General features: G+C 69.1%; 12 protein-coding genes, 1 pseudogene and 1 CRISPR repeat array. Of the genes and pseudogenes, 4 read left to right on the top strand and 9 right to left on the bottom strand.

The genetic code is table 11. The features are described 5' to 3' along the window. Positions 1-258: pseudogene (locus HGB44_RS24970) on the bottom strand (DsbA family protein); the annotation flags it as partial. 215 nt (positions 259-473) lie between these two features. Here HGB44_RS24970 and HGB44_RS24965 point away from each other — a divergent pair. Next, positions 474-1,634, top strand: a complete 1,161-nt coding sequence (locus HGB44_RS24965; RefSeq protein ID WP_231972524.1) for an acyltransferase family protein — start codon at positions 474-476, stop codon at positions 1,632-1,634. A 29-nt stretch (positions 1,635-1,663) separates the two neighbouring features. Here HGB44_RS24965 and HGB44_RS24960 read toward each other — a convergent pair whose 3' ends face one another. The 4 genes from HGB44_RS24960 to HGB44_RS24945 all read right to left on the bottom strand — a co-directional run bounded on the left by HGB44_RS24960 (position 1,664) and on the right by HGB44_RS24945 (position 5,080). Then, positions 1,664-2,449 carry a sulfite exporter TauE/SafE family protein gene (locus HGB44_RS24960; RefSeq protein WP_061081834.1) on the bottom strand — a complete coding sequence of 262 codons (786 nt, stop codon included), beginning with the start codon at positions 2,447-2,449 and terminating at the stop codon, positions 1,664-1,666. Positions 2,450-2,684: 235 nt separating this feature from the next. Next, positions 2,685-4,079 (bottom strand): MBL fold metallo-hydrolase, encoded by a 1,395-nt coding sequence (locus HGB44_RS24955; protein ID WP_061081835.1) that lies wholly within the window; start codon positions 4,077-4,079, stop codon positions 2,685-2,687. Between the two features lie 131 nt (positions 4,080-4,210). Continuing rightward, complete coding sequence (locus HGB44_RS24950; protein WP_061081836.1) at positions 4,211-4,480, bottom strand: metal-sensitive transcriptional regulator; 270 nt, start codon at positions 4,478-4,480, stop codon at positions 4,211-4,213. A 258-nt stretch (positions 4,481-4,738) separates the two neighbouring features. Continuing rightward, positions 4,739-5,080 carry a DUF302 domain-containing protein gene (locus HGB44_RS24945; RefSeq protein WP_231972525.1) on the bottom strand — a complete coding sequence of 114 codons (342 nt, stop codon included), beginning with the start codon at positions 5,078-5,080 and terminating at the stop codon, positions 4,739-4,741. Positions 5,081-5,889: 809 nt separating this feature from the next. Here HGB44_RS24945 and HGB44_RS24940 point away from each other — a divergent pair. Beyond that, complete coding sequence (locus tag HGB44_RS24940; protein ID WP_061081838.1) at positions 5,890-7,266, top strand: MBL fold metallo-hydrolase; 1,377 nt, start codon at positions 5,890-5,892, stop codon at positions 7,264-7,266. Positions 7,267-7,381: 115 nt separating this feature from the next. Next, positions 7,382-7,963, top strand: coding sequence for a rhodanese-like domain-containing protein (locus HGB44_RS24935; RefSeq protein WP_061081839.1), 582 nt, complete (start codon positions 7,382-7,384; stop codon positions 7,961-7,963). A 646-nt stretch (positions 7,964-8,609) separates the two neighbouring features. On the opposite strand, the gene HGB44_RS24930 is transcribed toward HGB44_RS24935, so the two are convergent. The 4 genes from HGB44_RS24930 to HGB44_RS24915 are packed head-to-tail and all read right to left on the bottom strand — an operon-like array spanning position 8,610 to position 13,459. Further along, positions 8,610-9,584, bottom strand: coding sequence for a TniQ family protein (locus tag HGB44_RS24930; RefSeq protein ID WP_168444135.1), 975 nt, complete (start codon positions 9,582-9,584; stop codon positions 8,610-8,612). A gap of 26 nt (positions 9,585-9,610) precedes the next feature. Beyond that, positions 9,611-10,675 carry an ATP-binding protein gene (locus HGB44_RS24925; RefSeq protein WP_082768477.1) on the bottom strand — a complete coding sequence of 355 codons (1,065 nt, stop codon included), beginning with the start codon at positions 10,673-10,675 and terminating at the stop codon, positions 9,611-9,613. After that, positions 10,672-12,696, bottom strand: coding sequence for a Mu transposase C-terminal domain-containing protein (locus HGB44_RS24920; protein WP_061081841.1), 2,025 nt, complete (start codon positions 12,694-12,696; stop codon positions 10,672-10,674). Before HGB44_RS24920 ends, HGB44_RS24925 begins: the two co-directional genes overlap by 4 nt. Next, a complete protein-coding gene (locus HGB44_RS24915) occupies positions 12,668-13,459 on the bottom strand; it encodes a TnsA-like heteromeric transposase endonuclease subunit (RefSeq protein ID WP_231972526.1) in 792 nt (263 codons plus the stop codon). Before HGB44_RS24915 ends, HGB44_RS24920 begins: the two co-directional genes overlap by 29 nt. Before the next feature lie 191 nt (positions 13,460-13,650). After that, positions 13,651-13,923: a CRISPR direct-repeat array (repeat unit 29 nt; unit sequence CGGTCCATCCCCGCGTGCGCGGGGCTCAC). A 163-nt stretch (positions 13,924-14,086) separates the two neighbouring features. Between HGB44_RS24915 and HGB44_RS24910 the strand changes: the two genes are divergently transcribed. Beyond that, positions 14,087-16,843 (top strand): CRISPR-associated helicase/endonuclease Cas3, encoded by a 2,757-nt coding sequence (locus HGB44_RS24910; RefSeq protein ID WP_061081842.1) that lies wholly within the window; start codon positions 14,087-14,089, stop codon positions 16,841-16,843. The last annotated feature ends 7 nt before the right edge of the window (positions 16,844-16,850 follow it).

Here is a 16,850-nt window from a genome sequence, read left to right as displayed (position 1 = left end):
GTCGGAGTAGGCGACCATCACCACCGGGGCGTCGACGGGTCCCATCGCGTGCGGGTCGGCCGGGTCCCTGCGGGCGATCTCCTCTCCGGCGGCCCGCATCTCATCGCTGACCGTGTCGGCGGCGGTCCCGCCCGGGGAGCCCGCGGCGCCGGGTTCCTCTGCGTTCACGAAGAGGGCCGCGAGCAGCAACAGCGCACAGGCCGCCCCTGCGAGCAGAAGGGCCGGGGCGGCGTTCCGTCGGGGTTGTCGCTCGGACATGGTCGGGGACCTCGCACACTGTGGTTTCCGTCGGCGGTTTCTATGGTCGATAGTTTAAATTCTATCAAGCATAGAAATAGCATCCGGCCACGGGATGGGCCCGCGCGGGCGCACCCGACCCCCGACGCCAGCCCTGGACGCGGACTCCCGTCGCCCACGGAGAGGGGTCGGTTTCTATCTGTGGTAGTAAAAATTCTATGCCTTATAGAAGAAGCGTGTCGGGTGGTGCCGCCGACGCCTCCCCGGAACCGCCGGTCCGCGCCACGGACCTCCGGGGCGCCCCGGCCCCGTCGGTGGGCCTCGCGGAGCACACGGGTCCGACGAGGGCGGACGGCGGCGCACGGCGGGACGTCGGCCCCCGAGAGCGCGACGCCCACCTGGACAACGCCAAGTTCCTGCTCATCGCACTGGTCGTGGTGGGGCACGCCGTCGAACCGCTGCGCGACCAGGGGACCGCCCAGACCCTGTACTACTGGATCTACTTCTTCCACATGCCCGCGTTCATCCTCATCAGCGGGTACCTGGCGCGGTCCTTCGACGGTTCGCCCGGGCGCGTCGAGAAGCTGGTCCTGACCGCCGCCGTGCCCTATCTGGTCTTCTGGACCATCCATCAGGGGATCTACGCGATCGAGCGCGGCGGCCTGGCCGAGTCGCTCTCACCGCTGCGACCGACCTGGACCCTGTGGTTCCTGGTCGCGTTCTTCCTGTGGCGGTTGAGCGTACCGGTGTGGAAGCGGCTCCGGCATCCTGTGCTCGTCGCCACGGCGATCTCGGTGTTCGCCGCAACGGCGCAGCTGGGGACGACGCTCTCCCTGGGCAGGGTGCTCAGCTTCCTCCCCTTCTTCGTCCTGGGCCTGTTCCTGCGGCGGGAGCACTTCGCGTACCTGGGACGCACGTGGGTGCGCGTCGCCTCACTGGTGTTCCTGGCCGCGACCGCCCTCCTGGCCGTCCCGATCTCCGAGCGGCTGAGCCGGGAGTGGCTGTTGTGGACCGACAGCCTGACCGACCGCGACATCGACCCCCTGATCCTGGGCATCGGCGTCCGCCTGGGCTTCATGGGACTGGCCCTGCTCATGTCGGCGGCGTTCCTGGCGCTGGTCCCGAGGCGTCGCACACGGTTCACCGCGGCGGGCCGCCACACGATGTACGTGTTTCTGTGGCACTCGGTCGTGCTCATCCTGCTCAAGGCCTCGCCCTGGTACGACGCCGTCGACGGCACCGGAGGGCTGGTCGCGACCGTCCTCATGGCGTTGGCCCTGGTAACGCTGTTGTCGTCTTCCTGGTTCCGGCGCTGCACGCGCTGGGCCGTGGAACCGGGAGCGAACCGGCTCCTGCGCGGACACGCGTCCCGGGACGCCCCGGCAGACCGCTCCTGAGAGGCCGCCGGAGGCGCGGGACGCCCCGGTCAGGCTGTGAGCAGATGGGGAGCCAGCAGCGCCGTCCCGGCCACTGCGGCGGCCACCGTCAGCACCACTCCGGCGAACCCCCTGCGCAGCGGCTTCGCTGGGATCTTGTTCGCGATGCGGCCGGCGGCAAGGGAGGCGGCCATGGCCGCGGCGGCGAAGACCGCGATGACGGTGTAGTCCAGGTCGGCTGCGGCTCCGGCGTGAGCGGCCAGGCCCGAGGCCGCGTTGATGGCGACGATGACCAGGGAGGTGGCGACGGCCTCGGTGGTGGTCAACCCCAGCAGCAAGGCGAGGGCGGGAACGATGACGAATCCACCGCCGACACCGAACAGCCCGGTGAGGAACCCCACGGCCGCACCGGCCGCGAGCGCCTTGGGCAGACAACTGCGCCAGTTGATCCCGCCTGCTCGGGTGCGACACGCACCCCCCTGCTCGGTTTGGCTGCGGAGCATGCGCACGGCGACGACGACCATGAGCACGGCGAAACCGAGCATGAGCCAGCGCTCGGGCAAGAGTCGGCCGACCGCGGTTCCGGCGAAGGCGGCGGGCAACCCTGCGGCGCCGAAGACCAGGGCGACGGGCCAGCGAATCACCTGCTGGCGCAGTCGTGGAATCAGGCCGGCCAGGGCGGAGGCGCCGACCACGACGAGGGAGGCGGGGATGGCCTCGTGCAACCCCATCCCCACACCGAAGACCAGCGCTGGCACGGCGAGGATGGATCCGCCCGCTCCGAGCAGGCCGAGCAGTAGCCCGATGATCAGGCCGAACAGTATCGCCATGGTCATGGTGGGAAGTCCTTCGCGTCGGATGGGCGTCACGGTTCAGGCACGCGGAACGCGTCGCCGACAGTGCGTGTTGGTGTTCGTACGGGTCGGGAGGCGGGTGCGCGCGGCGGCGTCCCGGTGGCAGAGCGCGTGTCTGGGCGTGGTCGCTGCTGGTGCGCGGCGCCGCCGGGCGTTCACGCGGACCGGTTGCCGGTGAACGCCCGAACGGTTCTGTGTCCTTGGAAAAGCCGGACGGTTATGCGGGAGTGGTGAGGGGGACGCCCTTGTCGGCCGCGGTGTCGAAGGCGTCGTCGATGACCACCACGTGGCGGCCGGCGCGGGCCAGCAGCGAGGCCGCGGCGGTGGCGCGGTAGCCGCTGCCGCAGTGGACCCACACCGCTCCCTCGGGAACCTCGTCGAGGCGGTGGGGCAGCTCGGGCAGCGGGAGGTGCACGGCGCCGACGATATGGGAGGTGTTCCACTCGTTGCCCATCCGCACATCCAGCACGACCTCGGGCGCGGGCAGGCCGTCGGGGGCTTGCCCCTCCAGCGCTGCGGACAGTGCGGCGAAGTCGGCGGTGGCCATGGTGTGGACCTGGTCGGGTTCGGCGGCGAGCTCCTCGGGCGTGCCGGTGGCCGCGGCGGCGACGCGGTCGATGCCGATGCGTACCAGCTCGCGCTGGGCCTGCGCGACCTGTTCGGTGGTCTCACCGAGCAGGGTGAGAGGGGCTCCCCAGTCGATCATCCAGCCCAGCCAGGTGGCCATCGGCCCGTCCAGGGCCAGGCTGACGGTGCCGGCCAGGTGCGCCCTCACATAGGCCTTGCGGTTGCGCAGGTCCACGACCCACTCGCCCGCCTCCAGGCGCCGGCGCAGCTGTAGCGGGTCCGCGGTGGTGGGGGCGCGCAGGTCCACCGGTTCGGGTCCGGCGAGGTTGGTCACCCCCATGTGGGCGTAGTAGGCGGGGTAGGCGTCCAGACCCGACAGGGTCTGGGTGACGAACTCCTCGGCGGCCAGGCGCAGCGCCGGGTTGAGCTCCTTCTCCCGTCCCACGGTGGAGGCGTCCCCTTCGGCCTGGGTGGCCGAGCAGAAGCTGCCAAAACCGTGGGTGGGCCATACCTGTGCCCCTTCGGGCAGCAGGTCGGCGAGTTTGTGCGCGGAGGCGTGCTGGTGGCGGGCCAGCGTTTCGGCGTGCTCGTGGCCCAGCAGGTCGGTGCGCCCGGTGGTGCCGAACAGCAGCGAACCGCCGGTGAACACCCCTTCGGCTCCCTGGGGGCCTTCCAGCGCGTAGGAGAGGTGGTGGAAGGTGTGTCCGGGGGTGGCGATGGCCCGCACCCGCATACGCGGGGAGACCTCCACCAGGTCGCCGTCGGCCAGCGGCATCCGCTGGAAAGGGACCTCGTCGGCGGCCGCCATCGCGTAGGTCGCGCCGGTCAGCCGGGACAGTTCCAGCCCACCGGAGACGTAGTCGTTGTGGACGTGGGTCTCCAGCACGTGGGTGATGCGCACTCCCAGGCGTCCTGCCAGTGCCATGATGCGGTCGATGTCGCGCTGGGGGTCGACCACCAGCGCCACCTCGCCGTCGGTGGCCAGGTAGCTGCGGTCGCCCAGTGAGGACGTCTCGATCACCTGGACGTCGATTCCGGCAGTCATCGTGATCACTCTCCTTGCTTCCCACGCGTATCCATACTTTGAGTGACTTGCCAATGCTTTCTGTAGTACACCCGGGGGGGTATAAGGCAGGTAAACGTATGCGCGGCAAGCCGACTTGCCGCGCGTTCCGATCAGGCCAAAGACAGGAAGAGCTTCTCCAGCTCCTGTTCGGTCATCGGTGGTTCCTCTCCCCGCTCGCGTGCGGCCTGGCAGTGCCGCATCCCGCTGGCCACGATCTTGAAGCCCGCCCGGTCCAGCGCACGGGAGACCGCCGCGAGTTGGGTGAGCACCGCCGCGCAGTCCTCGCCCTCCTCGATCATCGAGATCACACCGATCAGCTGACCCTGGGCACGGCGCAGTCGGGTGAGGGCATCGCCCACCAACTCCGGGGACACGTCCATGTTCCACCGCCTTTCACCGCTTCCAACGTACCCCCTCCCGTATGTGTTCCCTGCCGTGGAACCGGCCTTCGGCCCGGGTCCACTGGTGCAGGCGGCGGCCCGACGATGTGATGCGGCCCAGGCACACACCGGGCACGAAGAAGGTGGGGCAATCGCGGCAGGGCCCAGACCAGGGCCGCGGACCCACGACGGTCGCATGCTCCCGGAGTACACGACCGGGCCCCAGGGTCCGCGCCACGGCCTCGAACGTCAGGGCGGTCAGGGCTTCAACGAGTCCAGAGCGGCCTGGATGCGGACATCGGCCTCCTCGGCGATGGGTCGCAGTTCATCGCGTTCGGGCACACGTACCATCACCTGCGGGTCCAACGCTTGGACGAGAGTGCCGCGCTCCTGAGCGCGCACTACCACGTTGCAGGGCAGCAGCAGCCCGATCTCCCGATCGACCTCCAGGGCCCGGTGCGCGAGATCGGGGTTGCAGGCGCCCAGGATCGTGTAGGGCTCCATCTCCAGGTCCAGCTTCTCCTTCAACGTCGCCTGCACGTCGATCTCGGTCAACGTGCCGAACCCCTGGGCCTTGAAGGCCTCCTTCACCCTTGGCACGGCTTCCTGATAGGGCACGTCCAGGGTGATCGTACGGGCATAGTCCACGGCTCATTCCTTCCTCAGCTGGTCCGTCTCGTTCCAGGATTGTTGTCGCGCCGGTCATAGCGGCGGCTTCCGTGGCGGGCAGCCAGTCCGGTGAGGGCCAAGGTCCCGGTGCTACCAGGCCGATCGATCCTCGCCTCGGAGGACCTGCGGACGTAAGAACGCGCACCCCGGCCTGTGGCGGTAACGCCGTCCCACATTCGCGACCGGTGTATCGGCCCGAAAACACGGGACTCCTGGGTGCGCCCTCTCCCTCTCCGATCCACATCAAGCGCGGAGACCGCTACCCGGCGGCCAAGGACGCAAACACCAGCCTCCTGCCAACGAAGCAAGCGGGCCTGGCGCGGCCGGAGCACTCCCCGCGTGGCATCCTCCACTCGTTGGCCCGGGCCTGTCCCCGGTGAACCGTGCGGGCAGAAGGAACATCTGGAGGGATAGCGCCCCTGCACGTGCCGAGCGAGCCCACGGTCGGGAATAGGTACGCCGGGGGGTATGTTGTGGCGGAGCGAGGCGATGACGAGTGGAAACGTCGGCCTCACGTGAGCGTTAAGGCTGTGGCCTGGGTCCTGCAGGCGCAGAGTCAACTGGACGATGACGGCTCGATGGCCGCGCAGCTGGGAAAACCTTCCCGCACACTCGAATGACCCACTCGAAAGGCTCCCCGCCCCGATTCCGGGGCGCAGGGGACTCTGTTTTCGCCGTACACGCCGGGGTATCTAGACTCTCTGGGTACCCCCGGGGGTGTCCTAGACAAGGAGCGAACCGTGATCTTCACCCAGTACTACCTCGACTGCCTCTCCCAGGCCTCCTACCTGGTCGCCGACGAGAGCACCGGCAAGGCCGTGATCATCGACCCGCGCATCGACGTCGACGAGTACCTCGACGACGTGCGCGACCGGGGCCTGACGGTCGAGGGGGTCATCAACACCCACCTGCACGCCGACTTCATCTCCGGGCACTTCGAGATCGCCGAGCGCACCGGCGCCTGGATCGGCTACGGCGACACGGCCGAGACCCAGTTCCCCATCCGCCGTCTGGCCGAGGGAGAACGCATCAGCCTGGGCGAGGTCACCCTGGAGATCATGCACACCCCCGGCCACACCCCGGAGTCCATCAGTGTGCTCGTCTACGAAAAGCCCGACCACACGGTCCCCTACGGTGTCCTGACCGGCGACGCGCTCTTCATCGGTGACGTGGGCCGCCCCGACCTGGCCGCCTCCTTCGGGCACACCCCGGACAAGCTCGCCCCGATGCTCTACGACTCGGTGCACAACAAGCTCATGGCCCTGCCCGACCCCACCCGCCTCTTCCCGGGCCACGGTGCGGGGTCGGCCTGCGGCAAGAACATCTCGACCGAGACGCAGTCCACCATCGGTGAGCAGCGCCGCGACAACTACGCGTGCCAGCCGATGAGCGAGGAGGCCTTCGTCGAACTGGTCCGTGAGGGCCAGGAGGCCATCCCGAACTACTTCTCCTACGACGCGGCCCGTAACAGGCAACAGCGCGACCCCGTCGACATCGACGCCCTGGTCCGGCCGCTGGAACTGGACACGTTCATGGTCCTGCGCGCCCAGGGCGCGGTCGTGGTCGACGCCCGTGACCAGCAGGCCTTCAGCGCCGGACACCTGCGCGGCGCCCTCAACATCGGCACCGAGGGCCGCTTCGCCGAGACCGCCGGAATGATGGTCGAACCCGGCAGCTCGATCCTGGTCGTCACCGACCCCGGCAGGGAACGTGAGACGGTCACCCGTCTGGCCCGGGTGGGACTGGACGACATCGCCGGCTTCCTGCCCCGGCCCGAGTCGGCCATGGCCCAGGTTCCCCAGGAGACCGTCCGGGCCCCGCGCGTCAGCGTCGGCGAGCTGAACAACGCCCTGCGGGACGACCGGGCGGCCCCGGTCGTGGTGGACGTACGGGGCAGCGCCGAACGCGAAGGCGGCGCCATCAAGGGAGCGGTGCACATCCCGCTGGCCAACCTGCCCGAGCGGATGGAGGAACTGGCCACCGACCGTCCCGTGGTCGTGCACTGCGCCGGTGGTTACCGTTCCAGTGTCGCGGCGAGCTACCTGCGCGCCCGCGGCTTCCAGGAGGTGTCCGACCTGGTCGGCGGCTACAACGCCTACCAGCTCGCCTCCGCTTAACCTGAAGGGTTCCTTCCCCCCTCCCGCAAGGCCCTGTCCACAGGGTTTCCCTGGGGGTGCCAGCCCGGCAGCAGGCTGGCACCCCCGCACCCACCAGACCCACGAGGAGTCACCCATGCCGCCGAAGGCCATCGATGCCGCCGCTGTCCGTGCTCTGATCGAGACCAACCCCGACACTCTGCTCGTGGATGTGCGTACACCCGCTGAGTATGAGAGCTCGCACATCGACGGAGCGATCAACCTGCCCCTGGGACAGGTGGACCGCCACCTGGAGCGCATCACCCAGGACGCCGGAGGGCAGATGGTGCTCATCTGCCAGTCCGGCAACCGCGCCGAACAGTGCCAGGGCAAGCTCACCAGGGCCGGACTGGAGGACACCGCGGTGATGACAGGCGGCATGAACGCCTGGACCACCGCCGGCGCACCAGTGATCACAGGCCCCGAGCGCTGGGCTCTGGAGCGACAGGTACGCCTGGTCGCCGGAAGCATCGTCCTGTTGTCGGTGATCGCGAGCATCTGGTGGCCGCCCGCGGTGTGGATCGCCGGATTCATCGGCGCCGGACTGACCTTCGCCGCGATCACCAACACCTGCGCCATGGGCATGGCCCTGACCAAGCTGCCCTACAACCAGCCCCGGAACAAGGTGGACGTCGAGGCCTCCCTGGACAGGATCAGCCGCAACGCCAACCAGCGGTGAGCGCCAGGGCCGGGTGTCCCGGAACGGGATACCCGTGCCAGGGGTGAGCCGAGGGTGCCGGTGTGCTCCCGTCACCGGATGGGAGCACACCGGCCGCCGCCCGAACGAAGCCGCAGGCTCCTACACTCACACGGCTCTGGCCGCCGAACACCACATCCAACACAGACCCATGCTCCAGACCCTGAGCACCGGCGCCGCCACCGAAGCATCGCTGGCCCACCTGCCCCAGCCCTACCACGGTTGACTCCCGGAAGCCGCGATGTCCCTTTCCCTGACCAGGCCGGTAGATAGAACGGCACGGTCTCCGATCACCGACCGAGCCCCAGGGCGAATACCGCAGCCTGCCAACACTGCACCTGCCTGGGCCGTACCGGCCCCACGCGGCCGTGAACGGTCTCACGCGCACGATCCGCAGACGTACTTTGGAAATATTCGATTGCCCGCCCGTAGGGAAATTCCATTGGCGTCGAATGAGGACCACTCGCGTGATCAATTGAACATTGATCGCATTTGCCTCAGCTCCAACCGAAGCAGCTGACGGGGATTCCCATTCGTGTTGCAACTGCACACACAGGGGCAGAGGCACCCCGATTTCCGGCATCAGTGGAATTGATTCGAGGGAAGTTCTTGACCAGTAGCGGACCATCTATCCCGGCGCGGCCATGACCAGAGTCCGCCAATCTACCTGTTTTTTTTCGCCGACCGGCCCGGACCCGACTCGTCTCAGCCAGGAAGAAACGGAGCTGGCGTTGGTGGAGAAGACGTCCGGTCGGGGATGGCCGATCCGCCGCCCGACTTCGAGAAGGAAGTCACGCTGATCCGGTCGTGGACGGTGGGTCGTGCGCGTGGTGAACGGTCGGCTGGTCGCCTGCACCCAGTACTGGGAACAGATCATCTCGGTCAGCGCCACGATCTCGGGAAAGCGAAGCGTGAGGGATGGATCCCGCACCACCCAGCCCCAGGCGTTCTCGCGCCGCTGCCAGATTCGTTGGACGACGTCCGAGCGGTGCGGATGCGCCCCGTAGCGGTACTGCTCCCAGAGTCGGTAAGCGGCGAAAGCCGCCTTGTCCGCACGCTCGGCGTCCTTGCGCCTTAGGCGCAGGAATCGGTGCGCCGCCGCCTTCAGAGCGGGATACTCATCCAGCTTGAGCGGACGGTCTTGAGGTTGGTCCGCCAGCCAGAACCCATGGCGCGAACACACCAGCCGCCCCGGTGCGAGGACGATCTGCGGGCGTGTGGTGAGCCCGCGGGCCGCGGAACACCTCGGGCAGGCGGCCACCACATTCCAGGGAGGGGTCAGCGCCCTCTTCAGGAGGTGGCCCTGCGCGATGGGCACGTCCCGGCGATGCTTGGAGTGCACCCACAGATCCCGAAACGACAGAGTCCGATGGAGCGTGTCGAGCAGGTAGCCGCTGACCGCGGCCAGACGCTGGGCGGCCAGGGGGTTGAGTGCGAAGTCGTAGTGGTGCCACCCGTTGGTACGGATGGATTCATACGTGCCGCACAGGGCGATGTGGGTCAGGGCCAGGTACTTGTCCATGCCGTTCATCTCGGCCAGCCGGCCGATGTAGGAGGAGGTGGTCTCGGCGGCGACCGGGGGTGTGGTGAAGGGGTAGGTCACCGTCGCAGGGACCTCCCACATGGCCCTCACGGTCGGCTCTCCGCACGGGCGGAGGTTCCTCGCAGGGCAGGCCGGGTGTGCTCTTGGTGTTCGGCGGCGTGGTCCAGCCGCACCCGCCCCAGTGAGGCCTTGGTGATGGTCTCGGTGCCGTCCAGGATCGCTTCGACCGCGGCCTCGCGGATCAGGTGCGCGAGACTGCCGATCATCCCGCCGCTGCGTTGATGCAGGTAGTCAGCGTGGCGCAGGAGTCTTCCCTCCGGGAGGCGGTGCAGGCACAGCGCTTGTTCGAGCGTGGCCACCAGCGCACCCCACTCCTGGCGTTGGATGGTGGTGCCGTTGGCGAAGGGACGTGTCTCGATGCTCGCGAAGCGCCCGGCGATCTGGCGCCCGCGGGTCCCGGAGAACAACCCCTTGGCCTCGACGTCGATCCCGGCGTAGACGAAGGTCGCCGAGATCCGCTCGGCCAGGTACTTGAGCTGGTCGGAGGCGTCAGCGCCCGCGCGGGTCTCCAGGGAGATGTTGTGGATCTCGTCCACCAGGACCAGGTCGGTGCCCAGCCGGTCGAGCACGTCGCACAGGCTGTTGGTGATGTCGACCTGGCTGGCCCGGTTCTTGATGGGCAGGCCCACGAATCGGGCCAGCTCCCCGGCGAGGGTCTTGGGCGTCGCCGCCGGCGGGACGGTGATGTAGACCACGGGCAGGTAGGGGCCCTGCACGGCCCCCCGCCGTCGCCGTGAGCGGATCTCGTGGTGCTTGCCCAACTGGGTGATCGCGGTAGACTTGCCGGTGCCGGCCTGGCCGGAGACGACCAGTCCGCGGCGGGCCGAGAACTGGTCGCGGTTGAGCAGGACCAGGCGCCGCCCCAGGCGGCTGATCTCGTTGACCAGGGGCGTGGCGACCGTGACCAGGCGTGCGTGATGGCGCAGCCGCAGCTCGTCGTAGTCCTCTCTGGCCGCCTCGGAGAGCTGCCGCCACTGCTGTGGGGGCAGCAGGTCGGGAGGGGTCGGGGTGTCGGCGACGAACCGCGCCCAGTTCGACTTGACCGTCAACGACCCGGCCATCTCGCGGGCCGGGTCGGAAACCGTGCTCACCGGTAGGGCTCCTCCGCGGTGGGGTCGAACACTCCGAACGGGATGATCTGAGCGAGTTCCTGCTCCTCATCGGGGCCAGACTCCGACGGCTCGGGCGCGGCAGTGTGCGGCAGGTGGGAGGGGGCCGAGTGGGTCCGGGCCGCGGTGCGGCGCTGGCGGGCGGGGCCTTCGCCGGCGCGGGTCAGGAGTCGCTCCAGCGCGGCGGCGATGGCCGCCTGGTCGGTGTCGTCGCCGCCGCGTTGGGCCACGATCTGCCGGGCCGCGCGCCAGGTGAAGTCGGCGAAGGGCTGGCGGGCCAGGTGGTGCAAGGTCCAGGGGACGGTGATCCAGCCGCCCGCGCGGGTGTCGCGGACCCAAACCCGGGACAGGTCGTAGGGGTCGTAGTGCACGGCCCAGCGGCCGTCCTTGGCCGTGATACCGGAGTCCTGGCGGCGCAGGGGGTTGAGGTCGGAGCAGTCGTAGGTGCGGTGGTCCAGGTGGATGCCGTCGGCGTTGATCCGCCGCCACTGCACGGGCAGCAGCTCCAGGTAGTCCTCGCCCACCAGCGGGATCGGAACGTACCCGGCTGCGGTGATCAGGGCCGCGTACATCTCGTTGGGGGACAGGACCGTGGCGGGCAGGTGGGGATCGCGCAGTCCCTCGTGCGGGCGAACCTGCCATCCGGCCAGCACCCACTCGTCGAACAGCTCCTGCATCTGCTCCACCGTCCATGCGGTGCGCGCCTGCACATCCTGGCCCCGGTGGGTGGTCGAGGGGCCGGTGTACCCGGCTACGTGTTGGCAGAACAGGGTGTTGATGGATCCGAAGGTGCGCTCCACGATCGCCTTGTCGGTCGGGGTGCGCGGATGGGCGGGCAGCACCGAGATCCCCAATCGGTCGCACGCCCGCACGAACGTCTCGGAGATGAACACCCGGCCGCGGTCGATCACTACCGCCTCCGGGGCGATGACCGGCCGGGCCGCCGCCTGCTCCAAGCGCGCGTCCAGCTCCAGCAGCCGGGGGTGGGGGATACGGGAATGGGCCATCGACAGTGCCTGCGACCAGCCCGGACGCATCGGCTCGGGGACCAGCATCCGCGCCAGGAGCAGGGAAGCGTCCACCGCCTTGGTGGCCCGCGGGCGCACGATGGCCGCGCAGATCGTGCGGGTGGCCACGTCCAAGGCGATGGTCAGCTCCACCCGCCCGGTCACACCGCCATCGAACACCGCCAGCACGTCCAACGGGGTCGTGTCGATCTGCACCAGCTCGCCCGGCCGGTTCGCCACCGTGCGGGTGAAGGCCCCTTCCGGGCGCTGGGCCAGGGAGCGCCGCGTGGTCGCCGACCCGAAGATGTGCTGCCCGGTGGAGAGCGCATCGACCAGCCGATCGAACGTGCGCGCAGACGGCAGCGGAACCGCCCCCTCGCCGAACCGGGCGATCACCGCCTCCTGGACCTGGCGTCGTAGCCGTGACTTCGTCCCCGTCGACTGCACGGCCTGCGCGGCGATCGCTTCGCGGGCGGCTTGTACGACACGTTCGTCCACCCGCCCATAGGGGCTGGAGGGCCGGGTGTGCCGGTGGTCGACCAGACCCCACAGCCCCTGGGTGCGGTAGCGCAGTCGGCGCCGTTTGACCGTGACCGCGCTCGTCCGCCTGCCCGCGGCCGTGAGCTCGGCGGCCTTGGCCTCCTCGCGCTGCTCCAGCGTTGTGCTCTGGGGGTCGAAGCCCGCACGCGGCTGCTGGGCCCCGGGTAGCAGGCCCGTCTGGACCTCCAGGACGTGCCGCTCCCATGCCCGGGCCTCCTCGACCACCGCGGTGGGCAAGGCCTCCAGCAACCCGGCCGGCTCCAACCGGGGCGCCACCGGGGTCGGCGCGCCTGAGAGCAGCTCAAAGCCCGTAGACGACAGCAGATACGACAACAGGACCACCTGCGAGGTACCCGTCCCATCGACCAGACGCACCGCCTCACCCACCGCCGTCACGGTCCACTCCGCGTCATCGAAAAGAATCCGGTCACCCGGCCGCAGGACGCGCCCTGCCATGGCCGCCTCCTTCCGGGGCCGCCCGTACTGAGCCCTGGGCGCCGTGTGCCGTGCTAGCTACCACATTTCGGGCTGCGACCAGCGAGTTCTCCGTCAACGGCACGGACAGGTTCGTCTCCAGCTCTGTGTGCCAGAGCAGGTGGAACACGACAGGCAGGGTGCCCAGCGGATCACCCAAGGTTGCCGCCAGCTCCCACACCGGCACAGGATCGGCGGCGAGCCCTACAGCGGTCCGGGCAAGATCCCCACGCCCGCACCGGGGGTGCCGGTAGCCGGACAACCAGCGCAGATTCGCCGTGCGCACAGGGTCGGGAGCGTGGAGAACCTCGAAGCGCCAGCCCAACCAGGAGCACGCGCGAGCGGCCATGGCGAACACCGCCTCATCGCGTGCTCCGATCCGGTCGGCCGGGCGGCAGTCGATGACCGAACCGGTTCCGCATCCGTGGCGGAGAAAGAAGTCGGGCGCGTGGCGGCGTTCTCGTCCGTCCTCGTGCCACAGCAGCCAAAAGGGCTGGGAGGCGATGCCCGTGACGGTCGGGTCGAAGTCGAAGCCGATCAGCAGGTCCCGTTCCAGCCATGACTCGAACCCCACGTGGGAGCCGGTCGTCGCGGTCCACCACCAGCCCGTGTTGTTGCGCTGGCCTCGGAACGACGGGAAGGAACGGACCGGTGGCACGCGCTCGAAGGGGTATCGGGCCGCTTGCTCCAGAGGCAGACGTTCCTTGGTGCCGTCAGGGGCGAGGAAGACGACCTCGAACCTCACCGGCGCCCCGGTCTCCTGCACCCCATGCCCAGGCTGCATCCATACCGCTTTCAAACGCTCACTGTCAGTGTGGAGCAACCCTACTGGCGCAAGCCCGGCCTGGGGAGCAAAACGACTGACGCAGCAGATCAACTGCCTGCCGACGGATCAAGTCCACTGACGCTGGACATCCGTCGCCGTTCCGGCGTGGGCGGTCCATCCCCGCGTGCGCGGGGCTCACCCGCCTCTCCCATCTGGGAGGGGCGGGGCGTTCGGTCCATCCCCGCGTGCGCGGGGCTCACTGGGGCGTGTTTTCCCAGCTGACGGGGAAGTCCGGTCCATCCCCGCGTGCGCGGGGCTCACGTTGAGTTCGGCTGTGAGTTTGCGCTGCTGTTCGGTCCATCCCCGCGTGCGCGGGGCTCACTCCACAGCCCGCCGCCTGAAGTCCCCGTACCGCGGTCCATCCCCGCGTGCGCGGGGCTCACGCTTAATGACCTGCAACAACGCGGGGCGTTATCTCCGCGAGACCTACTGGCCAGTTCAGAAATGGCCGATCTCGGCCATCCCCTCAAAAACCCCGCGAAAAGTCCTGCCCCGGCGCTAACTTCACGTCACACCATGCTCTCATGACCGCTGGAGCACACCAGGATGACCGCTGATCCCCCCGACCTTCCCGATCCTGCCGAGAACTCGACCCACATCGACCTCTGCCTCTGGGCCAAAGAACGCCACCTCCGCGGTCACCGGTATCCCTACGTCCTCCACGCCCTCGACGCCACCGCGGCCGCCCTCGTCCTGTGGGACATCGTGCTCTCCAGCGGGTTGCAGCACCGAATTGCTGCGGGCCTGGGCACGGACGAACACCACGCCCGCGCGCTGGTCGCTTTCTGGGCCGGCTGCCACGACATCGGCAAGCTCGTCCGCGAGTTCCAGGAACAGGCCCCCCTCGACCTGTCGGCCTACCCCGATGACCCTCATCCCGGGGACAAAGCCGGCCACTCCTTCGTCACCCACCAGTGGCTCGTCACCGCGCTCGGCTCCCTCGGCTACAGCGACGAGGACGGGTACACCGCGCACCTGGTGGCCCAACTCCTCGGAGGCCACCACGGGGTCTATCCAGAGCCCCTCGACGAGTACACGACACCGCGGTTCCAGGACGGCCCCTGGCAGGAACAGCGCGAACGTTCGACCCGGCTCGTCCACGAGGCGGCTGGCTTTCCCGAGCCTCCCGCCCGGTTCAAGGCCGCGGTCGCCCACCTGATCTGCGGACTGGTCATCCTCGCCGACTGGCTGGTCAGCCAGGAGCACTTCCTGCTCAACCAGCTCAGGACCCCTCCAGCCGACGGCGGCCGCACGGCGCTCCTTGCGCACTTCCAGGCCTCGGCTCCCAGGATCATCGCCCTGGTACAGGAGGCCGGTCTGCGCCGCCTCACCACCAACCCCGCCTCGTTCGCCGAGTCCTTCCCCGAGTTCACCCCCAACGGGCTCCAGGACTCGCTCGCCCGCCACCTCCCCGGCCTGTGCGCGGAAGGCGGTCTGGTGCTGGTCACCGCGCCGCCCGGCGAAGGCAAGACCGAGGCCGCCCTGCACGCCGCGGACCTCCTGGGTAACGCCACCGGCCACGACGGGCGTTTCCTCGCCCTGCCGACCATGGCGACGGCGGACCAGATGTACGGCCGGTTGAAGAAGTACGCGCAGCACCGTTCCGAGGTCGGATCCCCCCTGACCCTGCTTCACTCCATGGCCTGGCTGAACCCCGAGTACGCACCCACGGACCAGGAGCTGACCCGCAGCGACGACCTCGCACCCACGAGCTGGCTCATGAAGGCCAAACGGGGCCTGCTCGCCTCCTGGTCGACCGGCACCATCGACCAGGCACTCATGGCCGTCCTGCCCTCCCGGCACAACGCCGTGCGCATGTTCGGTCTGGCCGGAAAGGTCGTGGTCGTGGACGAAGTGCACGCGGTCGACCCTTATATGCAGATCCTCCTGGAGCGCCTCCTGCACTGGCTCGGCGTCTACCGGGTCCCGGTCGTGCTGTTGTCCGCGACCCTGCACCACTCAGTGGCGAACTCGCTGGTGAAGGCCTACGTCACCGGCTCCAAGGGCAAGGTGAAGCGGTCCGCGCCGCCGTTCGTGGAGAAGATCTCCTACCCCGGCTGGTTGCACGTTCATCCCGGCAGCGGCGAGGTCACCGCCAACCCCGAACCGTTCGGCACCACGAAGCGGGACCCGTTGAAGGTCGACCTGGTCCCCATACCACTCAAGGACAAGCGCCCCAACCGGGAACAGGCCCTGCGCGACCTGTTGTCACCCTTGGTCGCCGAAAGCGGGTGCGCGGCCGTCATCTGCACCACCGTCGCCGAGGCCCAGCAGACCCGGAACCTGCTGGCCTCGTGGTTCGCCACTCTGGAGGACCCTCCGGAGCTGTTCCTGCTGCACGCGCGCTTCCCCCAGGACCAGAGGACCCGCATCACCGCAGAACTCACCCGGAGGTTGGGCAAGGAGGGCGCCGGGAACGGCGACCGCCCCACACGGGCCGTCATCGTGGCCACCCAGGTGGTCGAACAGTCCCTGGACCTCGACCTGGACCTGCTCGTCACCGACCTGGCCCCCGTCGGCCTGCTGCTGCAACGCGCGGGCCGCTGCTGGCGACACGAGCACCTGGGAGTCGTCACACGCCCCACCTGGGCGTCAGAGCCGCGGATGGCGGTGCTGGTCCCGCAGGAGGAACAGAGCAGAGGACATGTGCCCCGTTCCTGGCAGTACGTCTACACCCCCTCCCTACTGATGCGCACCCACACGCTGCTGGCCCGCAGGGCCGGCGCGCACGTGAGAATCCCGGAGGACATTCAGGAGTTGGTGGACGACCTCTACGACGACCCGACCCTCATCGAGGACGTCACCGCGGACATCAAGCGGATGGGCGAGGAGTTGGCCCTGCGCACCCACGGGCGCAACACGGTCATCCCCACCAGCCGGGAGGTCTACGGAGACCTGGCCCCGCTCACCAAGGCCGACTTCGAGATCGGCGAGCACTTCCTGGCCACACGTTTCGGCGCGGACTCGGTGCGGGTTCTGTGCTGCTACCGCGACGCACACGGAGATCTGTGGCTGGACGAGGCCCTGACCCGACGCCTTCCCGCCGCCGACTCCGAGGGCCGGATGTCCGGGGAGGACCTGCGCGCGGTCATCTCCCGCACCATCCCCCTGCGAGCCGACCGGAACACGCAACCGCCCCTGGCGGAGGCCAACCGGGCCCCGAAGGAGTGGGAGAAGAACTTCCACCTGCACGACCTGGTGCTCCTGGTCCATCCGGTCGGCGACGGCACGACCGGTGAGGCCGTCCTCGGTGACAGGCGCCTGTACCTGCACCCCGACAACGGTCTCGAAGAACACACCTGATCCCGAC

The sequence above is a fragment of the Nocardiopsis alborubida genome, from assembly GCF_012396365.1.
GTDB classification, from domain to species: domain Bacteria; phylum Actinomycetota; class Actinomycetes; order Streptosporangiales; family Streptosporangiaceae; genus Nocardiopsis; species Nocardiopsis alborubida.
The sequence above is the reverse complement of the archived record's forward strand: the minus strand, read 5'-3'. Positions and strand labels throughout refer to the sequence as shown.

What these genes read in the sequence shown, in the direction of transcription:
- HGB44_RS24960 (WP_061081834.1), bottom strand. Translation starts at nt 2,449, where the DNA reads ATGACCATGGCGATACTGTTCGGCCTGATCATCGGGCTACTGCTCGGC.
- HGB44_RS24955 (WP_061081835.1), bottom strand. Translation starts at nt 4,079, where the DNA reads ATGACTGCCGGAATCGACGTCCAGGTGATCGAGACGTCCTCACTGGGC.
- HGB44_RS24950 (WP_061081836.1), bottom strand. Translation starts at nt 4,480, where the DNA reads ATGGACGTGTCCCCGGAGTTGGTGGGCGATGCCCTCACCCGACTGCGC.
- HGB44_RS24935 (WP_061081839.1), top strand. Translation starts at nt 7,382, where the DNA reads ATGCCGCCGAAGGCCATCGATGCCGCCGCTGTCCGTGCTCTGATCGAG.
- HGB44_RS24920 (WP_061081841.1), bottom strand. Translation starts at nt 12,696, where the DNA reads ATGGCAGGGCGCGTCCTGCGGCCGGGTGACCGGATTCTTTTCGATGAC.
- HGB44_RS24910 (WP_061081842.1), top strand. Translation starts at nt 14,087, where the DNA reads ATGACCGCTGATCCCCCCGACCTTCCCGATCCTGCCGAGAACTCGACC.